15 protein-coding genes and 1 pseudogene are annotated in these 21,169 nt (G+C 75.4%); 7 read left to right on the forward strand and 9 right to left on the reverse strand.

All coding sequences use genetic code 11. The features are described 5' to 3' along the window. Positions 1–20: 20 nt before the first annotated feature. Positions 21–650 carry a response regulator transcription factor gene (locus AB0E83_RS24235; protein WP_362115540.1) on the reverse strand — a complete coding sequence of 210 codons (630 nt, stop codon included), beginning with the start codon at positions 648–650 and terminating at the stop codon, positions 21–23. A gap of 225 nt (positions 651–875) precedes the next feature. Here AB0E83_RS24235 and AB0E83_RS24240 point away from each other — a divergent pair, with 225 nt between their 5' ends. Then, positions 876–2,228, forward strand: a complete 1,353-nt coding sequence (locus AB0E83_RS24240) for a hypothetical protein (RefSeq protein WP_362115542.1) — start codon at positions 876–878, stop codon at positions 2,226–2,228. A 180-nt stretch (positions 2,229–2,408) separates the two neighbouring features. Here the strand turns inward: AB0E83_RS24240 and AB0E83_RS24245 are convergent, their stop codons facing one another. From AB0E83_RS24245 to AB0E83_RS24265, 5 genes and pseudogenes are all read right to left on the reverse strand, one after another. Then, the gene (locus AB0E83_RS24245; RefSeq protein WP_362115545.1) at positions 2,409–3,248 is read right to left on the reverse strand and encodes a DUF4157 domain-containing protein; all 840 of its coding nucleotides are present in this window, start codon (positions 3,246–3,248) and stop codon (positions 2,409–2,411) included. Between the two features lie 236 nt (positions 3,249–3,484). Beyond that, entirely contained in the window at positions 3,485–4,258 is a 774-nt protein-coding gene (locus AB0E83_RS24250; RefSeq protein WP_362115548.1) for an SDR family NAD(P)-dependent oxidoreductase, read from the reverse strand. A gap of 128 nt (positions 4,259–4,386) precedes the next feature. Then, positions 4,387–4,950: pseudogene (locus AB0E83_RS24255) on the reverse strand (4'-phosphopantetheinyl transferase superfamily protein); the annotation flags it as partial. After that, the gene (locus AB0E83_RS24260; RefSeq protein WP_362115551.1) at positions 4,928–10,915 is read right to left on the reverse strand and encodes an SDR family oxidoreductase; all 5,988 of its coding nucleotides are present in this window, start codon (positions 10,913–10,915) and stop codon (positions 4,928–4,930) included. The gene AB0E83_RS24260 and the pseudogene AB0E83_RS24255, both read right to left, overlap by 23 nt. Next, on the reverse strand, positions 10,912–12,297 hold the full coding sequence (locus AB0E83_RS24265) for an acyltransferase domain-containing protein (protein ID WP_362115554.1): 1,386 nt from the start codon (positions 12,295–12,297) through the stop codon (positions 10,912–10,914). Before AB0E83_RS24265 ends, AB0E83_RS24260 begins: the two co-directional genes overlap by 4 nt. A 444-nt stretch (positions 12,298–12,741) precedes the next feature. Here AB0E83_RS24265 and AB0E83_RS24270 point away from each other — a divergent pair, with 444 nt between their 5' ends. Together AB0E83_RS24270 and AB0E83_RS24275 are read left to right on the forward strand one after the other, a co-directional pair. Then, the gene (locus tag AB0E83_RS24270) at positions 12,742–13,383 is read left to right on the forward strand and encodes a PASTA domain-containing protein (RefSeq protein WP_362115557.1); all 642 of its coding nucleotides are present in this window, start codon (positions 12,742–12,744) and stop codon (positions 13,381–13,383) included. Between the two features lie 251 nt (positions 13,384–13,634). Then, the gene (locus AB0E83_RS24275) at positions 13,635–14,189 is read left to right on the forward strand and encodes a hypothetical protein (RefSeq protein ID WP_362115560.1); all 555 of its coding nucleotides are present in this window, start codon (positions 13,635–13,637) and stop codon (positions 14,187–14,189) included. 20 nt (positions 14,190–14,209) lie between these two features. Here the strand turns inward: AB0E83_RS24275 and AB0E83_RS24280 are convergent, their stop codons facing one another. From AB0E83_RS24280 to sigJ, 3 genes are all read right to left on the reverse strand, one after another. Further along, positions 14,210–15,412 (reverse strand): DUF6596 domain-containing protein, encoded by a 1,203-nt coding sequence (locus AB0E83_RS24280; RefSeq protein WP_362115596.1) that lies wholly within the window; start codon positions 15,410–15,412, stop codon positions 14,210–14,212. Between the two features lie 8 nt (positions 15,413–15,420). After that, positions 15,421–15,828: a YciI family protein gene (locus tag AB0E83_RS24285; RefSeq protein ID WP_362115563.1), complete on the reverse strand. Its 408-nt coding sequence runs from the start codon at positions 15,826–15,828 to the stop codon at positions 15,421–15,423. A gap of 155 nt (positions 15,829–15,983) precedes the next feature. Continuing rightward, positions 15,984–16,955, reverse strand: coding sequence for an RNA polymerase sigma factor SigJ (sigJ, locus tag AB0E83_RS24290; RefSeq protein WP_362115566.1), 972 nt, complete (start codon positions 16,953–16,955; stop codon positions 15,984–15,986). Positions 16,956–17,213: 258 nt separating this feature from the next. Between sigJ and AB0E83_RS24295 the strand changes: the two genes are divergently transcribed. The 4 genes from AB0E83_RS24295 to AB0E83_RS24310 all read left to right on the forward strand — a co-directional run bounded on the left by AB0E83_RS24295 (position 17,214) and on the right by AB0E83_RS24310 (position 21,099). Beyond that, positions 17,214–17,654 (forward strand): nuclear transport factor 2 family protein, encoded by a 441-nt coding sequence (locus AB0E83_RS24295; protein WP_362115569.1) that lies wholly within the window; start codon positions 17,214–17,216, stop codon positions 17,652–17,654. A gap of 122 nt (positions 17,655–17,776) precedes the next feature. Beyond that, positions 17,777–18,511 carry a hypothetical protein gene (locus AB0E83_RS24300; protein ID WP_362115572.1) on the forward strand — a complete coding sequence of 245 codons (735 nt, stop codon included), beginning with the start codon at positions 17,777–17,779 and terminating at the stop codon, positions 18,509–18,511. A 158-nt stretch (positions 18,512–18,669) separates the two neighbouring features. Beyond that, entirely contained in the window at positions 18,670–19,365 is a 696-nt protein-coding gene (locus AB0E83_RS24305) for a TetR family transcriptional regulator (RefSeq protein ID WP_362115575.1), read from the forward strand. A gap of 153 nt (positions 19,366–19,518) precedes the next feature. Then, positions 19,519–21,099, forward strand: coding sequence for an MDR family MFS transporter (locus AB0E83_RS24310; protein ID WP_362115599.1), 1,581 nt, complete (start codon positions 19,519–19,521; stop codon positions 21,097–21,099). Positions 21,100–21,169 lie beyond the last annotated feature (70 nt).

A 21,169-nucleotide genomic window follows, 5' to 3' on the forward strand; every position in this document is an offset into this window, starting at 1 on the left:
CTGCCCTCGAGGGCAACGGATCAGATCAGCCCCTGCCGCATCGCGTACGCCACCGCGTGCGAGCGGTTGCGCAGTTGCAGCCGGGTGATGACCGCGTGCAGCACGTTCTTGATGGTGCGCTCGGAGTACGAGAGCTTCGCGGCGATGTCCGCCGTGTCGTAGCCCTCCGCCACCAGGCGCAGCACGTCCACCTCGCGCGCCGCGAGCCCCGTGAAGTGCAGTCCGCGCGGGCCGAGGACCTGGCCCTGGAGCCGGCCGACCTCCTCCAGGAGGCGTCCCACCAGGTCGGAGGGGAGGTGCCCGGCGCCCTTCGCGACCGTGCCGATGACGTGCACCAGGTGCTCCGGCGTCGCCTCCGCCCGCCGGATCACCCCGGCGACCCCGCACTCCGCCGCGCTCACCAGCTTCTGTTCGTCGATGTCCGTCGTCACGAGGACCGGGCGGGCGGTGCTGGTGCGCTTGATGTGGCGCAGCAGCCGCAGCACGTCCTCGTCGACCGTGTCCACCACCAGCACGACGACCTCGGGCGCCGGGTCGGCGGTCTCGCTCCATTCCGTCACGGTGATCTCGGGACGGGTCCGTAACTGACTCGTCACCCCGGCCTGCGAGATCGGGTCCTGCGCGCGCAGCGCGACGGCCGTACGTTCCATGCTCTGGCTCCCCCCGGGTGAGCGGTGGCCGACGCGGGTGACGCATGGGCCACATCGAAACCATCGAAGGCGTCAACAACGCCAGTCTCGTTGGTAGTTCGGCGGACGGGAGATGCCCTGACTGACCGTCATGAAAACTGAATCGTTGCTTCGGGCACTGAATCTGCCCGAAAGTGTTCCTTCTTTGCCGATGCCGTGGGGGAGACCGGACCCTACGGTGCGCCCATGAGTCTTACGGCAAGCCTCGACGCATCGTCCGTCACCGCCGTACCGGGCGAAGAGACGAGCCTCCCTCTTCAGGTGCGCAACTCCGGGACCACCGTGGAGGAGTACCGCTTCGAGGCGGCCGGCGCCTGTGCCGCCTGGACGACGGTGGAACCGGCGACCCTCTCCCTCTACCCCGGCAGCGCGGAGACCGTCTCCGTCGTCTTCCGGCCACCCCGTGACCCGTCCGTGCCCGCGGGCGAGACGCCCTTCGGGATACGCGTGGTCCCCACCAGCGACCACGCCGAACCCGTGGTCCCCGAGGGCCGGGTGACGGTCGCGCCGTTCACCGAGGTCACCGCCGAGCTGGTGCCCCGGGGCTCGCACGGCGTGTGGCGCGGGGCCCACAAGGTCGCCGTCGACAACCGGGGCAACGCCCCGCTCACCGTCGCGCTCGCCGCCCGCTCCGACACCGAACGGGCCCGGATCTCCTTCACCAGGCCCGAGTTGCGCATCGAACCGGGCCGCGCCGCCTTCACCGAACTGCGCGTCAGGCCCGGCAAGCGCCTGTGGCGCGGCACCCCGGTCGTCCACACCTTCCAGGCCGTCGTCGAGCCCCCCGCCCCCGAGGGCGACGAACCGGCCACGCCGCCGGTCGTGCTCGACGGCTCCTACCAGCAGGAAGCCGTCCTGCCGCGCTGGCTGCCCCGCGCCCTCGTCCTCGCCTGCGTCCTGGCCCTGATCCTGACCGGCTTCTGGTACGGGCTGCTCCGGCCGGCCGTGAAGTCGGCGGCCCGCGAGGCGATCACGCCCGAGGTCATCGCCTCCGCGACCACGGGCCCCGGCGCCGGCGGAGGCCAGTCGGGCGGACAGCCGGGCGGCGCCGGCGGCGCCTCGCCCGCCCCCGCGCCGACCCCGACCCCCACCCCGAGCGCCGAGCCCAGCGCCAAGACCACCCCCAAGCCGAAGCCCAAGCCCAAGCCCAGCGCCAAGCCGCTTCCGCCCGACGAGCCGACCAGCGCCCAGGTCCAGGTCAGGGACGGCGTCGGCGGCGGATCGAGCAGCGGTACGGCGCTGACCGTGCCGGCCGGGAAGGCCTTCCGGCTCACCGACATCGTGGTCCAGAACCCGCAGGGCGACGCGGGCACGGTGGTCGTCAGGATCGGCGAGAGCGCCCGCGCCCTGAGCCTCGCGCTCGAGAACTTCCGGGACTCCGACTACCACTTCGTCACCCCCGTCGTGGTGCCCGCCGGCGGCCGGGTCACCATGACCGTCACCTGCCGCAAGGTCGGCCGGCCGGTCAACGCCCCGGCCCCCGGCCGGTGCGCCGAGTCCCTCTTCCTCGGCGGCACGATGCAGAGCGTCAGGCCCTGAGGCCCGGCGACCGGCCCCGTAAGGACCTGGCCCCGGACCCGAAGGACCCGCCCCGGCCGCGTGGGCCCGGGACCGGACCCGCGGGCCCGCCTCGGCCCCGAGGCCCCGGGACCGGACCCGAGAGCCCGACCCGGACCCGAGGCCCCGTCCGCGAACGGCCGGATCCGCGACCGATCCGGCCTACGCGGGCGGGGCCTCTTCCTCCTCGGCGCCCGCCTCCTCCGCCCGCTGCACGAACGAGCCCTGGACGTCGGCGGGTTGCTCGTCCTCGTCCTCCGTCGCCGCCCGCTGCACGGAGGGCGCGGCGGCCGCCGGGGCCGCGGGAGCGGGCGCCGGCCCGGCGTCGGACAGGGGCGCGGGCTCGGCCATGACCCGCTCCGCGTTGGAGACGGCCTCCCGCTCGAAGCGGTCCGAAGGGTCGCTCACCCGGATCCCGCCGGGCGCCTCCGTGCCCTCGACGGGGCCGCTGCGCTGCTGGATCACATGGGTCAGCTCGTGCGCCAGCGTCGTCCGGCCCTGCGGCGACGCCGGGTCGTAGGCGTCCCGCTGGAACACGACGTCGTTGCCGACCGTGTACGCGTGCGCGCCGATGCCCTTGGCGGAGGCGTCCGCGGCGGCGTCGGTGTGGATCCGTACGTCGGAGAAGTCGGCGCCCATCCGGGCCTCCATGTCGCCGCGCGTCGCCGCGTCGAGCGGCTGCCCGCCGCCCGAGGCCAGCACGTCGTGCACCGGCGACCGCGCGCCCTCCTCGGCGGGGGACTCGGCCTCCGCGCTCCGGCTGCGCTGCACCATCGCGCCGACGGCCCCGTTGCCCACCGCCCGTTGGAGCGCCCCGAGCCCGGACGCCCCCACGACGTCGGTACGCCCGGCCGCCGCGGCCTCGAAGAGCCGCGCCGCACCGGGCCCGCCGTCCTGGGCCCTGCCGTCGCGGAGCCGGTCGTCCCCGGCGTGCTCGGACTCGTGCTCCTGGTGGTGTTCATGGTCGTGTCCGGACTCGTGCTCGTGCTCGTACGCGCTCATCGTCAGCTCCCCGAACGGTCCCCGAAGACGTCCTCCACGGAGGGCGCGACGGCCCCCGGCCCCAGCCTCCCCACCCGGCCGTGCCCCGTCCAGGCCGGGCCCCGGCCGCCGGGGGCAGGAAGCACTGCCCCTTCGCGCAGCCCCGCCCGACCGGGCCGGCACCGGCGTCCGGGGACGCGACCGGGGTGCGCCCGGGGCCGGGTCGGGCGGCGCGGGAGACGGACGGCGGTGAGCGGTCACACGGTGGTGCCCCCGTCGACGGAGAGACAGGACCCGGTGATTCCGGAGCCCGGGTGCGAGGCGAGGAGGAGGACCGCGGCGGCGACCTCTTCCGGACGGGTGAGGCGGCCGGTGGCGGTGCGGCCGGTGAAGTGCCGGATCAGGCCGGGGTAGTCGGTGCCCAGGACGCGTGCCGCCTTGGGGCCCTGCTGGACGACCCAGTCGGTCTCGACGGCGCCGGGGCAGACGCAGTTCGCGGTGATGCCGTACGGGCCCACCTCCTTGGCCAGGACCCGGGTGAGGCCGATGAGGGCGTGCTTGGCGGCGGCGTAGGCGCACAGACCGGGGTCGGGGTCCCGTCCCTCCATGGAGGAGATGTTGATGACGCGTCCCGAGCGCTGGGGGAGGAGATGGGTCAGGGCACGGCGGGTGGTGTAGAGCGCGGTGTCGAGGTTGAGGGCGAGGGTGCGGTGCCAGACGTCGTCGGTGATGTCGGCGACCGTGGCGAAGTCGGTCGCCCCGCCGACGTTGTTGACGACGATGTCGAGGCGTCCGTAGCGGTCCACGACGGTGTCGACGGCCCGTTCGGCGTCGGGGCGGCGGGTGGCGTCCGCGACGCACAGGGTGACGTCGTCCCCGGCGCCGAGCCGGGTGAGGGCCTTCCGCCCGTGCTCCTCGCCGCGGCCGGTGATGACGACCTGGGCGCCGTGGCGGTGGAGGGTGCCGGCGATGGCCAGGCCGATGCCGCGGGTGCCGCCGGTGACGAGCGCGGTCCTGCCGGTGAGGTCCATGGGGTCTCCCGATCCGGTGTGGGGTGCGGGTGGAGGTACGGGGGCGGGGTCGGTGTCGGACGGCGGTGGCGGAGGACGAGGGTGACGGTGTGCGGGAGGCCGGGCAGGCGCAGTGGTACGACGTGCCAGCCGCGCGGGGCGCGGTCCGCGCCGAGACGGACCACGGCCGGCCGGGGGTCGAGGGCGATCTCCACGTCGACCAGGGCGCGCAGCAGCGGCCAGCCGACGGCCTTGGCGACGGCCTCCTTCGCCGTCCACAGGGCGAGGAAGGCATCGCGCCGGCCGGGCGCGGGCCGGGCGGCCAGGGCGGCGCGCTCGGCGGGGCCGAGGGCGCAGGACAGGAGGGCGGGGGAGGGCGGCGAGGGGAGGTGTTCGATGTCGATTCCGATGGCGGTACGGGGATCGGCCCGGGCGATCAGGGCGGCGACGGTGACGGGGCCGCAGTGGGCCGCGGTGAGCCGCAGCGGGGGCAGGCCCTGGCCGGGGAGCGGGACGGGGCGGCCCAGGGGGTCGGCGGTGATGCGGAGGGCGTCGGCGTCCCGGTGGCAGTGCGCCGCGACGGCGTGCCGCAGCAGGGCCCGGCCACGCCCCCGGCCGGGTACGGCCGGACCGGACCGCCACCAGATGTCCACCGGGCCGGCCGCGGTGGGGACGCGCTGGTGCCGGGGGTCAGGCGGAGCCGGACGGATCATGGGCGGGTGCGGGTGCGGGTGCGGGTGCGGGTGCGGGTGCGGGGACGCGCACGTGGGCGAGGGCGGTCGCGCGCATGCCGGTGATCCGGGCGATGACACGCCCGTCCTCGGTGGTGGCGGTGCTGGTCGCGGTGGCGGGCGAGTGGTGCAGGCGGAGGCCGCCGGGATGGGCGGCGGCGAGGGCGTGGTCGTCGCCGGGTTCGTACAGGGTGACGCGTTCGATGTGGCGGGGCACGGGCACGGGGTGGCGGCCGTCGGGGCCCGGCTGGAGGGCCGGGGTGCGGGCGAGGCTGTCGAGGAGGGTGCAGGGGGTGCCGAGCCGGGGCAGCCCGGCGAGCTGCCGGAGGCCGGGACGCCAGCGGGCGGTGGTGCCCAGGGCGGTGGCGTGCCACGCGTCGGTGACGCGGAAGGCGCCGGTGAGCAGGACCGGTGAGGCGTCGGCGTAATAGGGGTCCCCGACCGGCCGGTGAGGGCCGGGGAGGGGGTGGTGGGGCGCGGGGACGAGGAGCGCACCGCCGAGCCGCACGGTCGCGCGGAAGTGCTCGCGGTCGCGGGCCAGGATCCGGCCGTCGGGAGCGGTGGTGTCGGAGCGGATCGTGACGGCGACGCCGACGGGGCCGGTGCCACCGGTGGCACCGGCGGCCCCGGTGTCGGTCCGGCGGGCCTCGACCCGGAACCGGGTCGGCCGGCCGTCGGCCCGGACGCGGACCCAGGCGCTGAAGGCGAGGTCGTCGACGCTGCGCACGGGCAGGTCGGGGACCAGCGTGCGGGCGGCCTGGACGGCGACGTCGGCGAGCACGACACCGGGCACGGTGGGCCTGCCGTCGACCAGGTGGTCGAGGAGGAAGCGGTGGCTGTCGAGGGCGAGGACGAGCTCCCAGGACGCGCGGTCGCGACCGTGCGCGGCCGGCGGCGGCAGCAGTCCCGGCAGGCCGGGCGCGGCCGGCGGGGCGCCGGGGGAGGCGGCCGGCGGCGTGGTGGCGCCGCGCGGGGCGAGCAGCCCGGGGAAGAGGAGGTCGAAGGAGCGGTGTTCGGCCTCGCCGACGAAGGTGACGAGCCGGTCCTCGCACCGCGGCCGTCGGCGCAGCTCGGCCAGGAAGTGGGCGACGCCCTCCGCGGTGGTCATGCGGGACAGACGGGCGGTGCGGGCGGTGTACGACTGGACGACCGCGCCGGAGCCGAGGCCGGTCTCGTCCCAGATGGTCCAGGCGATGGTGTACTCGCCCGGCGGGCCGGCGTGGGCCGCGCCGGACAGGAAGTCGTTGGCCGGGGAGTAGTCGCTCTCGCCGGGCAGGCCGGCGATCCCGGTGACGGACCCGAAGTTGCACCACAGGCGGGGGGCGAGGGCGCCGGTGAAGGCGGACCGCAGGTGGTGGTGGCCGTACAGCTTGACGTCGCGGACCCGCCGCATGCCGGGGAGGGTCTTGCGGGTGATGTCGCCGGGATGGTGCAGGCCCGCCCCGTTGACGAGCAGGTCGACGCGGCCCTCGCGGTCGCGGACGACGCCGGCCAGGTCGTGCACGGCCTTCGGGTCGGTGATGTCGCAGGTGTGGAAGTGGACCCGGTCCTCACCGCACAGCTCACGCAGCTCGCGGAGGGTCAGGGCCGACTCGCGGGCGTGCAGGAGCCGGTCGAAGGCCGCGTTGATCTCGCGTACCGGCCGGTCAGGGCGGCGGCCGCGTTCCTCGCCGATGTAGCGGGCGCGGGCGGCGGGCAGCGCCTCCTCGGCGGTGTCGAGCAGGGCGGCGGGGACGTCGTCGGGCCGGCCGGAGCCCACGAGGTGGACCCGGAGGGGAAGCCGGCGGGCGAGCGCCAGCAGGCACGCGGCGGTGATGCCGCGGGCCCCGCCCGTGGCCACGACCACGTCCCCCGGCGCGAGCGGAAGGACGTCGTCCTCCTCCGGCGGCGGCGCGTTCTCGGCGAGCCGCTGGACGTGTCGCGCGCCGCCGTGGTGGTGGACGACGGGCAGACCTTCGGCGGGGCGGGCCAGTTCGTCCTCCAGAGCGGCCAACGCGTCGGGGGCCGCGGTGGTGTCGTCGACCACCGCACGCACCGCGCAGCCGGTCAGCTCCCAGGCGAGGGACTTGACGAACCCGGTGAACAGGTGGGCGTGCGGGGCCGGATGCCCGTCGATGAACGGCGCCATCACGGCCACGGCGCAGCTGCCGCCCGCCACGAGCCGGTCCCGCGACTGCCGCACGGCCCAGAACGCGGCTTCCTGGAGCGCCAGGACGCCGGCGGCGGGCGGGTCCGGCCACCTGTGGTGACCGTGCAGGTCGGCGACGACCCGAAGGTGCGCGAACCCGTCCGGGCTCTCGGCCAGGACCGCGTCGACGGCCTCCTGCGGGTCCCGCGTGCCGTCCAGCGCCAGAAGGCGGCAGCCGGTGCCGGCCCGTACGACGGGGCGCAGCGCGGCCGCGTGCCGGGTGCCGGTGATGAGGAGGGTGCGGGCCGGCAGCGGGTGGGGCCGGGCCGTGCGGGTGCCGGACCGCCGCCAGCCGAGGGTGTGGCGGCGGGTCAGGAAGGGGGCGGGCGCGGTCACGGGGGCCCGGGTCGCCTTCGGCGCGGCCCGGGGCGGCGCCACGGGCGGGGGGACGGCGAGGCGGCGCAGGATGCCGACCAGGTCGTCGGAGCCCCGGTAGCTCCAGCCCGCGTGGGGCTCGGGCTCGACGGGCAACTCCGCGAGCAGGGCGTCGAGTTCACCCAGGACCGTCCAGCCGTTCCCGCCCGCGACGGACGCCCGGGTGAGCAGCAGGGCGAAGGCGCCCTCGGCCGGTGCCCCGGTCTCTTTCCCGGCGTCTTTCCCGGTCTCCCCTCCCGTTTCTTCCCCGGTCTCCCCTCCCGTTGCTTTCCCGGCGTCCTCCTCGGTCTCGCCGGTCCCGTGCAGACGGGAGAGCAGGGGGTCGCTGACGCCGTTGACGCCGATCACCAGGGCCAGATCCAGTTCGCCACGCCGCAGATGGGCGGCCGCGGCCCGCAGCGCGGTGCGGCCGGAGGTGAGGTCGGTGTCCAGGGTCATGGTCGGCCCGTGCAGGTCGTGCAGCGCCGCCACCCGGGCGGGAATCACGCTGGGCATCAGCCCCGCCAGGGTGTCCTCCCCCGGCTCGGTCCGCGCGCGCACCGAGTCCAGGAGGGCGGCGGTGGCCCGCCCGAGCGCCTCCGGGTCCAGTCCCGGCGGTACGGCACCTCGTACGGCCTCCGTCAGCGACGTGGCGTAACAGCGGAGGGTGACGTCGGGGGAGCGGGACGGGACGCCCGTATGGGCGGCGAAGACCCCGCACCTCTCCTCCAGGCCGTTCCACCACGGGGAGCCGTCGGGGCCGGTGAGCCCGGCCGCCGCCTGAAGGGCCATCAACTGGGCGCGGTCGACGGCCTCCACCGTACGCGCGGGCATGCGCACCTCGCTGAAGGGCGGCGCCGGGTAGCGGGGGCCGAACGAGCGCCGTTCGGCGGGCGGCAGCCCCGCGGCCAGACGACGGGCCACCTCCTGCGCGTCGGGCGTGCCGGGAAGGTGGGCCGACCAGGCCACGGCCACCACGGGGTCGTCGTCGAGGGCCTCGGGCAGGGAGGCGGGGGAGGGCTCCCCGGGGCGGGGGGCGTCCTGGATCAGCAGGTGGGCGTTGGTGCCGCCGAAGCCGAACGAGGACACCCCAACCGTCCGCGGCCGGTCGGCGGGACGGGGCCAGGGCACCGGCCCGGTCGGCACGCGCAGGTCCGGCGGTGGCGCCCCGTCAGGAGACTTGGGGGAGAGGGCTGAAGAGGGGGTGGAAGAAGGGGCGGGAGCAGGAGGGGGAGTGGAAGAGGGCCCGGCGGGGGCTCCGTAGGGGATCTGCGGCGGGATCACGCCGTGGGCGAGGGCCTGGAGCGCGTGGACGACGGAAGCCGCCCCGGCGGTCCAACCGGTGTGCCCGATCACCGACTTGTTCGACGTGCACCAGGCGTGCGGAAGCTGCCGGGCCGTCACCTCCCGCTCCACGCGGTCCCCGACGGGGGTCCCGGTGGCGTGCGCCACCACCCAGTCGATCTGCTCGGCCGTGACGCCGGACGAGGCGCGGGCGCGCGCCAACGCGCGTTCCTGGCCGGTGTGGTGGGGAGCGTGCACGGCGCGCCCGCGGCCGTCGGATGCCGCCCCGAACCCGGCGAGCACCCCCAGGACCCGGTCGCCGTCCGCGCGGGCCCGGTCCAGGCGCTTGAGGGCGACGAACCCCGCGCCGTCGGAGAACAGCACCCCGTCGGCGCCGCTGTCGAGCGCCCGCACCGTTCCCGTCCGGCTCAGACCGCCGAGCTGGGAGAAGAGCACGCTGTAGCGGGGCCCCAGGGAGAACACCCCGCCGCACAGGGCCACGTCGCACTCCCCGTCCAGCAGGGCGCGGGCTCCCAGGTCGAGGGCGTACAGCGAGGACGAGCAGGCGGTGTCGACGACCCGCACCGGCGTGCTCGCGGGCAGCAGCCGGGCGACCGCCCGGCGGACGGCGGCCCCCGGCAGGTGCAGCGCCAGGCGTCCGGCGCGGGGATAGCGCTCGCTCAGGAAGCTCCGCAGCCGTTCGCGGAGGTCCTCCCCGGCCGTGCCGGGCCAGTGCGCGGCGATCCCCTCGGCGGCGGCCTCGACGAGCAGGCTCTCCTCGACGTGCTGGGAACCCTCGCCCCACGCTCCGACGAAGCAGACGGCACGGGCCCCGGCGGAGGCCAGGTCGCGGGCGCCGCACTGGGCGAGGGCCGTGTGCGCCCAGGCCGTCAGGAAGTCCTCGCCGCCGGGCGGGGCCGGCCGGACGTAACCGGCGACGCGGCTGTAGGTGCGCTCCGGCGACGCCCGGGGGGACCAGAAGTGTTCGAGCGCGAACCGCTCCCGCGGCTCGTCGAACCGGGGAACCCCCTCCGCCAGCCGCTGCCACAGCATGTCCGGATCGTCCACGCCGGGCGCCACCAGCCCCGTGCCGACCACGGCCACGGTCCGGTCCTCGGCCCCGGACGCGGCACGCGCGGGACGAGGCCGTACGGGGGAGGGCGCGGGACCGGGACCGGGGCCCGGGCCGGGCGCCGAGGCCGGAGCGGGGGTCCTCACGGGCGGGGCGGCGGCTTTCGCGGGCGGGACCGGGGTCTCCGTCGTACGGGCTCCGCCGTCCGTCGTCCCGCCGGGGGCGCCGGCCGGGAGCACGGGGCGGGGGGTGAGCATGGCCCGGCCGACCGACAGGCCGCCGTCCGCCAGCAGGCACTGCCCGGAGATCCAGTGGGCCTGCGGCGAGGCCAGGAACGCCACCACCCGCGCCAGGTCCTCCTCGTCGCCCAGCCGGCCCAGGGGCGAGGCCGCCCGGCACGTGGCCCGGAGGCCGGCCGCGCCGGGGAACAGCGTCGCGGTGGGGTTGTCCAGCAACCCGGCGGAGGCGGTGTTGACCCGGATGCCCAGCGGGCCGAGATCGGCGGCCAGGTAGCGGGTCATCGCTTCCAGCGCGGCCTTGCACACCCCCACCAGCAGGTAGTTGTCCATGGCCAGGCCCGCGCCGATGGACGAGACGTTCACCATCGCCCCGCCCCCTCGGGCGGCCATGAGCGGCGCCGCCGCCAGGGCGCACCAGCGGGCCCCGTGGAGGTTGGTGTCCAGGGCCCGCTGCCACTCGACGTCGGTGAGGTCGTCGAAGGGGGCGAAGACCCCGCGTGCCGCGTTGTTGACGAGGATGTCCACCCCGCCGTGTTCGTCGGCGAGCGCCGCGAACATCGCGTCGACCTGGTCGCGCTTGGCGACGCTGGCCCGCAGGGCCCGGGCGCTCCCTCCGGCGCGGCGGATCGCGGCGACGGTGTCCTCGGCCGCTCGGGGCGAATGGAAGTGGTTGACGACCACGTGCGCGCCGCGCCGGGCGAGTTCACGGCTGATCGCCGCGCCCACGCCCTTGCCGCCGCCAGTCACGACCGCGACCTTCCCCTGGAGGTCGGGCGCCGCCGGGGGGACGGGACCGGAGAGCCCGCTCATGCCGTCGCCTCCGTCACCCGCGCGTCCCCGGAGGGCAGCGTGCTCAGGAGGCCGGCCAGCGCGTCGAGGGTCGTGTAGCTCGTCAGACGGGACCCTTCGGCCGGCAGGGCCCGTCCGTAGTGCGCGGCGGCCTGGGCGAACAGCTCCGTCTGCTTGATGGAATCCACTCCCAGATCGGCCTCCAGGTCCGCGTCCCGCGTCAGCACCTCGGGGGGATACCCCAGGGCGTCGGCGTACAGGGCGCGCAGCGTCTCCACGACACCCCGCCGGTCGGAGAGCACGTCCTCACCCACCGTGTCCCGCACCCCCACTGCCACGTCGGCCTCGGCCTCAACCTCGACGTCAGCCATGGCCTCGACTTCGACGTCAGCCTCGGCCTCGACCCAGGCCCCGGTCCTGGTACGGGCCGCGGGAACCCCCGGTACGACCCCGGCCAGGGCGTCGGCCACGGCCCGGCCCCCCGCCCGTCGCCGCAGCGGCGCGACGACGCGTACGCCGGGCACGGTCGCCGTCACGAGGTCACTGAGCACGCCGCGGGGCCCGCACTCCACGAAGACGTCCACCCCGTCCGCGTGCAGGGCGCGTACCGCGTCCGTGAACCGCGTGGGCCGGACCAGGTGGGCGGCGACCAGATCCGCCACCGCGTCCTCGTCCTCCAGCCGCCGGCCCAGGATCGCCGAGTGGAGGACGTGCCGGGCCGGGCCGGTGCGCAGCGCGGCCGCCCGCCGGGCGAAGTCGTCGGCCACCGCCGCCAGGCTCCGGTGGTGGAAGGCGTACGGGACCCTGAGCCTCGTGGCGCCGATGCCCAGCATCCCGGCCGCCGCCCGCACCCTCTCCAGCGGGTCCGCCGGACCGGACACCACGCACTGACGGGGGCTGTTGTCCGCGGCGAGGGTCACCTCCCACTCGCCCAGACCGTTCAGCAGCCCCGTGGCCCGGGTCGCCGACACCCCCAGCGCCACCATCCCGCCGGGTACCGGCGGGCACGCGGCGAACGCCTCGTCCCGGGCGGCGACCAGCGCCATCCCCTCCTCCAGGCCGTACACGCCGGAGGCGGCGAGTGCCACCAGCTCGCCGAAGCTGTGGCCGACCAGGACGCTCGGCCGTAATCCGTGACGTTCGGTCAGGATCCGGAACAAGGTGGTCTCCGCGGCGAACAGCGCCGCGTGCAGGTCGGCGGGGGAGCCGGCCACCAGGTCGGCCAGCGAGGGAGCCCGCTCGTCGAGCAGGAGACGGGAGGGGGCGGTCCGCCCCGCCCTGACCGCCGCCGCGTCCAGCACGCGAAGCGTTTCGCGGACCAGCGGCTCGTCATCGGCCAGCGGGGCGAGGGCACCGGGGAGGTAGGCGCCCTGTCCGGGGAACATGACAGCGCAGTCAGCCACAGCAACTCCTCCATGACGCGCGCGGACACACAGGATTCAGAGGCGGGCCACGGACAGCCGTGGGCACACGGAGACCCGGCGCGGCGGTCCGAGGGGCAGGGCCCCGGAGCGCGGGGCGCGGGACGGAGAAAGGACGACGTCGACCGGACGGCGCCGGCATCGTGGTTGCTTCCGGCGCGGCACCGGGCCCGGGACGCGGCCCGAACCCGGCGGGGCGGCGGGGGAACCGCCGCGTTGTCGGAGGGTGAGGGGGGGCTTCTCCTCGTACCCGTACATCATCTCGTCGTCCGATATCACCTGTCACCACCCAAACAGACGACATGGGGCGCACCAGTTCGAGCCTGCTCCGCCGGCCATCCCGGGCAGGCATCCCGAGGGCCGCCGCGCCCTCACGATCTGTCCGCCGGCCCTCACGGGCGGTGCGCGATCCGTCAGACTGGACCGATGCGTACCAAGACCACCACCGCCCTCGTCGCGGGCGCCGCACTCCTGCTCACCCTCACCGCGTGCGAGGAGGACGGCAGGACCGGCGCGGACAAGCCGGGTGACGCCCGGCCCGCCGCACCGCCCACGACCACCCCGCCCCGAAGCACTCCGGGCGAGGCGGAGGAGGGCACCCTGCCGGACATGACCGGCAAGGGCCTCCAGTCCGCGCAGGACCAGGCACAGGCCGCCGGCTTCCACGACCTGCGCTCCCACGACGCCCTCGGCCGCGGCCGCGTGCAGGCTCTCGACCGGAACTGGAAGGTCTGCGGCCAGACCCCCGCCGCGGGCGTGCACCCCACCGACGTCAGGATCGACTTCGCGGCGGTCAAGCTCGAAGAGGAGTGCCCGGCCGAGGACCAGGGGGCGGCCCGCCCGGAGACCGCCACCACCATGCCCGACTTCACCGGCAAGTCCGTCAAGGTCGCCCGGCAGGCCCTCGACCCCTCCACCGGCCTCCTGGTCACCGACGCCTCCTCCCGGGGGCGCGTGGTCCTCGTGGAGTCCAACTGGCAGGTCTGCACCCAGAAGCCCGCCGCGGGCACCCCGCTCGACGGCCGTCCCGTCACCTTGACCGCGGTGAAGTTCGGCGAAGCCTGCTGACCCCCCGACACCCCCTGCCGCCGGCCCGGACCAGTACCCGACGGCCTCCCGGAGGAGCAGCACGGTGCCGGGCCCCGGGCGCGGTTCCGCGTGGAGGACGAGCAGGCTGTTGAGGGCGCCGGGCCGGTCGCGGTGTCGCCGTCGAGCAGGAGCGCCCCGGGAAACCGCGGCGACCGGCACCGGCCCACCTGCCCCGGGCCCCGGCCGGCTCCGCGTCCGCAGGGGCCCGGGGCGGGCCGTAGGCTGCTGCCATGCTGTTGATCCACGACGGGGAGACCACCGCCGACGCGTCCGTCCCGCGCACCGGCGGCGTGCCGCTCGTCCCCGACGGCTTCGTCTGGCCCCTGTGCCGCGAGTGCGACGGGGCCATGCAGTTCCTCGCCCACCTGCCGCTGCCGTTCGGCACGGTGGCGGTCTTCTTCTGCCAGAACGACCCGGGCATGTGCGACGACTGGGACGCCACCGGCGGAGCCAACGCCGCTTACCTCTTCGCCGGGGAGGGGCTGTCCCCGGCCGCCGTGCCGGCCGAGGGCGAGACGGCTCTCGGCGCGGTCACCGCGCTGCGCCCCCACCCCGAGGACGCGTCCGCCCCCGGGCCGGTGCTCGGCCGCCTGGGCGGCGAGCCGGACTGGATCCAGGCGGACGAGACGCCCGCCTGCCCTTCCTGCACCGCCCGCATGGCGTTCACCGCGGAGCTGGAGGAAGGGGCCGACTTCGCCACCGCGGCGAACTTCGGCAGCGGGGGCCGAGGCTACGTCTTCACCTGTGAGCCGTGCGGCGAGGCCGCGTTCCTCTGGCAGTGCTGACCGCGGCGGTCCCGGCCTGATCAGCGGCCCCGGCGGGCGTTGAGCCGGGCGGCCTGGCGCGTCAGGTGGTCGCGTTCGGCGAGGTCGGGGGCCTTGTGGGCCGCCTCGGCGTACAGGCGTGCCGCTGTCGCGAGGTCGCCGTCGCGTTCGTGGAGGTACGCCGCCACCGCGGTGTGGCGGGGGAGCGAGGCGTCCAGCGCCGCGAGCGCCGCCAGGCCGGCCCGCGGCCCGTCGGCCTCCCCGACGGCGACCGCCCGGTTGAGCCGGACGACCGGGCTGTCGGTCAGGCGCGCGAGCTCGTCGTACCACTCGACGATCTGCACCCAGTCGGTCTCCTCGGCGGTGGGCGCGTCGGCGTGGAGGGCCGCGACGGCGGCCTGGGCCTGGAACTCGCCCAGCCGGTCGCGGGCGAGGGCCGCCTGCAGGATCCCGGTCCCCTCGGCGATCATGGCGGCGTCCCACCGTCCGCGGTCCTGCTCGGCGAGCGGCACCAGACTGCCGTCGGGCCTGGTCCGGGCGGCCCGCCGCGCGTGGTGGAGCAGCATGAGGGCGAGCAGCCCGGCCACCTCGGGGTGGTCGACGCGGGCCGCGAGCTGCCGGGTGAGCCGGATGGCCTCGGCGGCGAGGTCGACGTCCCCAGAGTACCCCTCGTTGAAGACGAGGTAGAGGACGCGCAGCACGGTGGAGACGTCGCCGGACCGGCCGGGGTCCCCCGGGCCTCCCGGCCTTCCCCGGTCCCCCCGCTTCCCGCCGGCGGGGTGGCCCATGGCGTCGGAGACGGTGCGCTTGGCCCGGCTGATGCGCTGTGCCATGGTCGCCTCGGGCACCAGGTAGGCCTGGGCGATCTGGCGGGTGGTGAGCCCGCCGACGGCACGCAGCGTGAGCGCGACCGCCGAGGCCGGGGTCAGCGACGGGTGGGCGCACAGGAAGTACAGCTGGAGCGTGTCGTCCACCGCGGGCACGGGCCCGGGCGCCGGTTCCTCCTCGACGCGGTCCTCGCGCCGGCGGCGGGCGGCGTCGGCCCGGGTCGCGTCGAGGAACTTGCGCCAGGCCACGGTGACGAGCCAGCCCTTGGGATCCTGCGGCGGATCGGCCGGCCAGACCCGGAGCGCCTCCACCAGGGCGTCCTGCACGGCGTCCTCGGCCGCCGCGAAGTCGGCTCCGCGGCGGACGAGGACGGTGAGCACGCTCGGGATGAGGCTCCTGAGCAGGACCTCGTCCATCCGGGACGTCACTCCGTGATGGTGAGCGGCGCGGACAGGAAGGGACGCACCTCCAGCCACTCGTGGATCGGCCTGCCGCCCGCCCCCGGCGCGGCCGACAGCTCCCCGGCCAGTTCGACGGCGCGCTCGTAGCTGTCGACGTCGATGACCATCCAGCCGGCGATGAGGTCCTTGGTCTCCGCGAACGGTCCGTCGGTGACCGGCGGGCGCCCCTCGCCGTCGTACCGCACCCACGCCCCCTCGGGGGCGAGCGCCTGGCCGTCGACGAACTCGCCGGTCTTCTCCAGTCGCGCCGCGAAGTCGTTCATGTACTGCATGTGAGCCGAGATCTCCTCCGGGCTCCACCGGTCCATCGGCACGTCGTTCACCGGGGCCGGGGCGCCGCGGTAGTGCTTCAGCAGCAGGTACTTGGCCATCGTCGTTCTCCTCGGTCCGTGTGCGACCCATTCTGGTCGCGCTCACCCCGGGGACGGAGCCGGACACGGGTTCTCGACATCACCGCCGGACTTTCTTCGAGCATTCCCGCGCGGCGCCGGAGAGGGGCCGGCCGCGACCGGCCCGGCGAGGGGCGTCAGCGCGGCTTCCAGGGACGGAGCTTCTCGGGGTTGAGCACGGCCCAGATCCGCCGGATCCGGCCGTCCGCGATGTCGAAGGCGTAGACGGACAGGACGGCGCCGTCCAGGTGGGCCGCCAGGCCCGGCTGCCCGTTGACCGTGCACTCCCGGATCGCCAGCCGGCCGGGGAGGGTCCGGGCGGCGAAGAAGCGGGCGACGGCCCCGGCGCCCTCGATCGGACGGAGCGCGGCGGTGACGAGTCCGCCGCCGTCACCGACGGCGACGGCACCGGGGTCGAGGAGGCCGATGAGGGCCCGGATGTCCTTGGCCTCCCACGCCTGCTTGAACTCCCGGACGACACGGGCCCGTTGGGCCGTCGGCGACAAGGGGGCCCGGGAGGCGCCGACGCGGCGGCGGGCCGAGGACGCCAGCTGACGGCAGGCCGCCGGGGTGCGGCCGACGATGTCGGCCACTTCGCCGAAGGGGTAGCGGAAGACGTCGTGGAGGACGAACGCCACCCGTTCCGCCGGGGTCATCGATTCGAGCACGACGAGGAAGGCCATGCCGACCGACTCGTCGAGCGTGACGCGGTCGGCCGGGTCGGCCGTGCCGTCGTCCGCCGCGCCGGCGGGCCACTCGGCGCGCGCGGGCAGCGGCTCGGGGACCCATTCCCCCACGTAACGCTCCCGCCGGACCCGTGCCGAGCGGAGCACGTCGAGACAGACCCGGCCGGCGACCTTGGTCAGCCACCCGCCGGGGGACGCCACCGCCTCCCGCTGCGACCGGGGCAACGCGTACCAGCGGGCGTACGTCTCCTGCACGACGTCCTCGGCCTCGGCCAGGGAGCCCAGCATCCGGTAGGCGAGGTTGATCAGCCGGCGGCGTTCGCCGGTGACCTCGTCCGGCACCGGCCGGCGGTCTTCGCCGGAGGCCCCGCCCGGGCTCGGATCGAGCCGGCCGTCCCCGGGTGCGGTCGAAGCGGTCGTCATGGTCGCGCGGCTCCCTCGCTCGGATCGTCCCTCACCCGTACGACGGGACAGCGCCCCGGAATGTGACGTCGGCGCGGTACGGGCCCGGGGCCCCGGCCCCGCCTCACATTCCGTCCGGCCGTCCCGTCGTACCCGGCGACGGAGCGCGACGGCACGGAACCGGGCGGAGGCCCACCGGCCCACCGGCCCGCGGACGCCGCCGGCACCCCCCGTCCAGCCGAACGCACCACACCCTCACCACCACCGAAGGGGTACGCGATGACCACCGACGAGACCGGGATCCGGACGTTCCTGGAGAGCCGCGCCGCCGCCCAGCAGGCCAAGGACATCGACCGGCTCATGTCCTTCTACGCCGCCGACGCCGTCTACTACGACGTCGTCCCTCCGCTGCGGTTCACCGGCACCGACGAGATCCGCCGCAACTTCCTGCGCTGGTTCGACGGTTACGTCGGACCCATCGGCCTGGAGACGCACGACCTCACCCTCGCGGCCGACGGGGACACTGCCTTCGCGCACATGCTCCACCTGGACTCGGGAGAGCGGAAGGGCGGGCTCCAGGCGTCGATCTGGGTCCGGGAGAGCGTCTGCCTCCGGCGGACGGACGGAACGTGGAGGATCACGCACGAGCACGTCTCGATCCCGGTCGACCCGGCGACCATGCGGGTCTGGCTCCCCTCCGACAAGGACCAGCCCGCCTGATCCCCGCCGACGGGGCACCCCGCCGCCGCCCCCGTATCCCGGTCGACTCCCGGGGCGCGGGGGCGGGGCGGCCGGGGAGGTCGCCGCGTCCTTGTCCGTGACGACCCTGAGGACACCACACCGTGAGCGAACGCGTCATCGCACCCAAGAGCCGGGGCTTCCTGTTCCTCGACTCCCACCCCGCCGGCTGCCGACGGTCGGTGGAAGAGATGTGGCGGGCCGTTCCGGCCCCCGCCCCCGCTCCGGTCCCCGCCGGAGGCGAAGGCCCGGTGGCCCTGGTCATCGGCTCGTCCGCCGGGTACGGCCTGGCCGCCACGATCGCGGGCCTGGCCCGAGCCGGCATCCGCGGCATCGGGGTGTGCTTCGAGAAGGCGCCCGCCCGGCGTACCGGCACCGCCGGCTGGTACCGCACCGCCGCCACCGCCCGGCTCGCCCGGCGGCACGGGCGGGACATGGTCTTCCTCGACGGCGACGCGTTCGGCGACACCGTGAAGGAACAGGTCGCCGACCTCCTCGCCGAACGCTTCGGAGGACGGCTCGACTTCCTGGTCTACTCGGTGGCCGCGCCCCGCCGCACCGACCCCGACACCGGCGACGTGTACGCCTCGGTCCTCAAGCCGATCGGCTCGCCGTACACCACCAAGACCCTCGTCTTCGACGAGGACGGCGCCCCGGAGGTGAAGGAGGTCACCACCGCGGCGTCCTCGATGACGCCGTGGTGCCCCCCGATCTGCCAACTGGTCGAGCTGTGGGACCGGTTGACCGGAGTCCGCCCCCTCTACGGCTTCTCCGTCCCCGGCGTCGACCACGCCGCCGCCGTCGAGACCGACGTCCCCTGGCCCGAGCCCACCGCCTGACCCCCGCCCGGCCCCGGCCTGACCCGGTTCCGGCCTGACCCCGCTCCGGCCTCGGCCCGGCCTCGGCCCGGCCCCCGGGGCGGTCGTCGTCCCGGGGGCCGGACACCGCCCCCTCACGCTGTTTTTGCAGACTCTGCATTTTTTCGTAGCATGCACGTATGGCAGAGGGGGTGCCCGCCCGGGGCGGGCTCAGGGAACGCAAGAAGAAGGCGACACGTGCCGCCCTCGTGGAGGCGGCCGTACGACTGGCGGCCGAGCACGGGGTCGAGCACGTCACCGTCGACGCCATCAGCGCGGCGGCGGGGGTGTCCACGCGTACGTTCTTCAACTACTTCGACTCCCGCGACGAGGTCTTCGTGATGGTCGGCGCGGACTCGGGCGTACGCGTCCGACAGGCCGTCCTCGCGGCCCCGCCCGCCCTGTCCCCGCTGGACGTGCTGCGCGAGGCCCTGGCCGCGGAGCTGGAAGAGGTCGAGCAGCAGCAGGAACTGTGGCGGCTGCACGCCGAGGTCCTCGGCAGGAACCCGCAACTGCTCGCGCGGACCCTCGGGGCCCGCATGAGCGACGAACTGCTCCTCGCCGAGACGATCGCCGAGCGCATCGGCGCGGGCTCGCCGCTCTTCGACGGGGACCGTCCCGCCCCCGCGTCACCGGAGGAACAGGACCGCAGGCGCGCCCTGACCCTGTACCCCCGGCTCCTGGCCGCCGTCGGCAGCACCGCCGTCCGCGTCGCGTTCGAGCACTGGTGCGTGCGCCAGGCCGAGGTCACCTTCGCCGAGGTCTTCCGGGAGACGTTCGCGCACCTCGCCGCGGGCTTCCCCGAACCCCCCGTCCCGGACGAGCACGGCCACTGAGCGGATCCCCTCCGCGGCGCCGCCGCCGCTCGTGCGCGGCCGGTCCGGCATGGCCGGCCCAGCGAACCGCGACCCACGAACCACGATCCACGAACCACTGAAAGAGATGTCGTGAACTCAACAGCGGCGCCGGTCGAGGCGCCACCGACCGCCATGTCGGACCGTCAGATACTCCAGGCCATGTCCGGACTGATGGCGGGCATGTTCGTCTCCATCCTGGCCGGCACCGTGGTCGCCAACGCCCTGCCCAGGATCATCGCCGACCTGGGGGCGAGCCAGTCCTCGTACACCTGGGTCGTCACCGCCGAGCTGCTGGCCATGACGGCGACGGTGCCGCTCTGGGGCAAGCTGGCCGACCTCTACAACCAGAAGCTGCTCCTGCAGGCCTCCCTCGGCCTGTTCGTGGTCGGCTCGCTGCTGGCCGGCTTCTCCCAGGACGTCGGGCTGCTGATCTTCAGCCGGGTCGCCCAGGGCATCGGCGCCGGCGGCCTCACCGCCCTCGCCCAGGTCGTGATGGCGGCGATCATCCCGCCCCGCAGGCTCGGCAAGTACGCCGGCATCTTCGGGGCCGTCTTCGCCATCGGCACCGTCGCCGGACCCCTCATCGGCGGCGTCCTGGTCGACACCTCCTGGCTGGGCTGGCGCTGGTGCTTCTTCATCGGCGTCCCCTTCGCCCTCCTCGCCATCGCACTGCTCCAGCGCACCCTGAAGCTGCCCACCGTGCGGCGCGAGGCGAAGATCGACTACCTGGGCGCCTTCCTGATCGTGGCCGGCGTCTGCGCGATCCTCATCTGGGTCTCGCTGGCCGGCAACAGCTTCGACTGGGCCTCCTGGCAGACCGCGGCCCTGACCGGCGGCGGACTGGTGCTGCTCGTCGCGGCCGTCCTCGTCGAGGCCCGCGTGCCCGAGCCGATCATCCCGCTCGGCATCTTCCGCAACCGCACGGTGGCGCTCACCACCGTCGCCAGCCTCTTCGTCGGCCTGGCCATGTTCGGCGGCACCGTCTTCCTCTCCCAGTACTTCCAGATCTCGCTCGGCAAGTCCCCGACGGTCGCGGGCCTCATGAGCCTGCCGATGATCCTCGGCCTCCTGGTCTCCTCCACCGTCGCCGGGCAGATCATCAGCAGGACCGGCCGGTGGAAGGTCTACCTCATCGCCGGCGGCATCCTGATGACGGCCGGCCTCGGCCTCCTGTCCACGATCGGCGCCGACACCCACTTCGGCCTGCTCAGCCTCTACATGGCCGTCATGGGCGTCGGCGTCGGCATGCTGATGCAGAACCTCGTGCTGGCCGCGCAGAACGACGTCCAGGCAACCGAACTGGGCGCCGCGACCTCCGTCCTGTCCTTCTTCCGGAGCCTGGGCGGCACCATCGGCACCAGCGTCCTCGGCGCGATCCTCGCCAACCGCGTGGCCACGGAGCTGACCGAGGGCTTCAGCGAAGCGGGCCTCGCCGAGGGCGGCGGAGCCCCCGCCGGGCACGGCGCGCTGCCGGACATGACGACCCTGCCCGCCCCGATCCGGGAGATCGTGGAGCACGCCTACGGCGTCGCCACCGGCGAACTCTTCCTCGTCGCCACCCCGTTCGCGCTCCTCGCCGTCATCGCCGTCCTCTTCGTCAAGGAGAAGCCGCTGAAGACCACCAGCGGCATGGAACGGCTCGCCGAGGAGTCCGCCGCCGACCGGAACGGCGAGAGCGGACCGGCCCGCGCGGCCGCCGACGCGTCGGCCTAGCACGCCGGGACCGACCGGGGAACCGGGCGGCGGGCACCCGTACACGGCCCGCCGCCTGTCGTCCGCCGTT

Source organism: Streptomyces sp. NPDC035033 (genome assembly GCF_040636735.1).
Taxonomy (GTDB): Bacteria; Actinomycetota; Actinomycetes; order Streptomycetales; family Streptomycetaceae; genus Streptomyces.